The sequence below is a fragment of the Planktosalinus sp. genome, from assembly GCF_059864935.1.
The window spans coordinates 1-2,458 of record NZ_JCBCCK010000359.1 but is presented as its reverse complement, the minus strand read 5'-3'; the positions used below and the strand labels follow the sequence as shown (position 1 = coordinate 2,458).

Sequence of the window (2,458 nt, the reverse complement as noted above, 5' to 3'; positions counted from 1 at the left end):
TTGAACGCATTTCCAAACTGATTCAGGGTGAAAAATAAGTTTTTGGTACTACTGCTTTTGTGCTTTTCCGGCTTTCAAATGCAAAGTCAGGTGGCAGATACACTGAATGTAGTTACTGAAGACAGTATGCTTAAAGCCGATCAAGTCATCACTGAAGAATATGACCCGCTGGCTCCATCTAGAGCTGCTTTCTATTCTGCAGTAATACCCGGTTTGGGTCAGACTTACAATGAAAAATACTGGAAAATACCCATTATTTATGCCGGAATAGGCACGAGTATATATTTTTATACCACAAACAGAAAAGACTACAACCGATTTAGAGATGCTTACAAACGCAGGCTTGCGGGACTTCCTATTGAAGGAAGACTTGCTGATGTTGAAAATCAAACTCTTATACGCGCCCAGCGCAACACCCGCCGAAATATGGATGTAAGTCTTGCAGTGGCTGTTGGCTTTTATTTGCTTAATATTGTAGATGCCAATGTGGATGCCCATTTGAAACAATACAATGTTTCTGAAGATTTATCTCTGGGCCCACAGGTAGATTACAATCCGTTTTTGGGTAAAAACAATTATGGTTTATCTTTAACCTATAAACTGTGGTAAAATGAAGATTGCGCTTTTGGGATATGGAAAAATGGGAAAAACCATTGAAAAACTGGCTGAAGGTAAAGGACATCAAATCGTTGCCCGAATTTCATCAAACAATGATTTTTCTGAACTCAAAAAAGCCGATGTGGCCATCGATTTCAGTATTCCCGAAGCGGCCGTAAAAAACATCACCACTTGTTTTGAACTGGGCATTCCCGTAGTTAGCGGTACCACCGGTTGGCTTGAACATTTTGACGAAGTGTTAAAAACCTGCCAAGCCCGTAACGGAAGTTTTATATATGCTTCTAATTTCAGTGTGGGTGTCAACCTGTTTTTTGAACTGAATAAAAAGCTGGCAGAAATGATGGCAAAGCATAAGGATTATACCGTGGAGATTGAAGAAATTCATCACATTCAAAAATTGGATGCCCCTAGCGGAACAGCTATTTCGCTTGCCAAAGACATTATTGAAAAAAGTGATTATTCTGATTGGAAACTGGAAAATGCACCGCAAAATGAAATTCCAGTTAAAGCCCTGCGCATTGAAGATGTGAAAGGAACGCATACGGTTTCCTATCGCTCGGCCATCGACACCTTGAGTATCAAACACGAAGCACACAGCCGTGAAGGTTTTGCTTTGGGCGCTATCCTCGCTACGGAATGGTTGCGGGGAAAAAAGGGGGTTTTTAGTATGAAGGACGTTTTGGGGATACTAGGTTAGAAGTTGTTTATAGTTTATGGTTTATGGTTTATAGTTATAATGGCTACTATTAAAAGATTTGAAGATTTAGAGATTTGGCAGTTAGCCAGAGAGATATGTAAGTTTGTAGAAGAACTGATTCAAACTACCGATTTAAAGAACAACTATACACTTAGAAATCAAATGGAAGCGAGCTCAGGTTCAATTATGGACAACATTGCTGAAGGATTTGGAAGAGATGGAAATAAGGAGTTTCAGTATTTTTTGAGCATTTCAAAAGCTTCTTCAGAAGAATTGAAATCTCAATCTTATAGAGCTTTTGACAAAAAGATCATAAACTTTGAACAACACAACAAACTCAACGAAATGTGTGATTTAGTAAAAAACAAAATTGGTTCTTTTATGCACTATCTTCGAAACTCCAAGCACAAAGGACAAAAGTTCAACAAACAACAAACGACAAACAATAAACTATAAACATATTATGACAATAATTGAATGGTTTTTATTTTTCCTGATAGTACAGGCAATTCATTTTTTGAGTACCTGGAAACTTTACCAAAAAGCCGGCAGAAAAGCCTGGGAGGCTGCAGTTCCGGTTTACAATGCCGTGGTTTTGATGAAAATCATCAACAGGCCGTGGTGGTACACCCTGCTCCTGTTTATACCCATTATCAATTTGATTATGTTTCCTGTGATTTGGGTGGAAACCCTGCGCAGTTTTGGAAAAAACAGTTTGAGTGATACCTTTTTCGGTGTCCTGACTTTTGGTTTTTACATCACTTTCATCAATTACACTCAAGATGTCAAATACCTTCCTGAGCGTGATTTAAAGTCCAAAAGTGCATCCGGTGAATGGACGGGAGCCATTCTCTTTGCTGTTGTGGTAGCTACCATTGTGCATACTTATTTTATACAACCATTTACCATACCCACTTCCTCTTTAGAACGTACACTTTTGGTAGGTGATTTTTTATTTGTAAGTAAAATGCACTATGGAGCACGCACTCCTATGACCGCCGTTTCATTCCCTATGGTTCATGACACCATTCCTTTGGTGAAAACCAAATCATACACCAACAAACCACAGATTCCTTATTTCAGGTTCCCGGCATTTCAGGAGATCAAGCGCAATGATATTGTTGTATTTAACTGGCCTACTGA

Annotated in this window: 4 protein-coding genes; all 4 read left to right on the top strand. The window is 38.9% G+C overall.

Annotated features, from left to right (window positions below):
- The first annotated feature begins 27 nt into the window (after window positions 1-27).
- Window positions 28-609, top strand: coding sequence for a DUF5683 domain-containing protein (locus AC6F75_RS11390; protein ID WP_500715139.1), 582 nt, complete (start codon window positions 28-30; stop codon window positions 607-609).
- Window position 610: 1 nt separating this feature from the next.
- The gene (gene dapB, locus AC6F75_RS11385) at window positions 611-1,315 is read left to right on the top strand and encodes a 4-hydroxy-tetrahydrodipicolinate reductase (RefSeq protein WP_500715138.1); all 705 of its coding nucleotides are present in this window, start codon (window positions 611-613) and stop codon (window positions 1,313-1,315) included.
- 39 nt (window positions 1,316-1,354) lie between these two features.
- Window positions 1,355-1,771, top strand: coding sequence for a four helix bundle protein (locus AC6F75_RS11380; protein ID WP_500715137.1), 417 nt, complete (start codon window positions 1,355-1,357; stop codon window positions 1,769-1,771).
- A gap of 7 nt (window positions 1,772-1,778) precedes the next feature.
- The coding region (locus tag AC6F75_RS11375; protein ID WP_500715136.1) for a DUF5684 domain-containing protein at window positions 1,779-2,458 on the top strand (680 nt) is incomplete at its 3' end.

Coding starts and splice junctions, on each gene's coding strand:
- dapB (WP_500715138.1), top strand. CDS start 611: ATGAAGATTGCGCTTTTGGGATATGGAAAAATGGGAAAAACCATTGAA.
- AC6F75_RS11380 (WP_500715137.1), top strand. CDS start 1,355: ATGGCTACTATTAAAAGATTTGAAGATTTAGAGATTTGGCAGTTAGCC.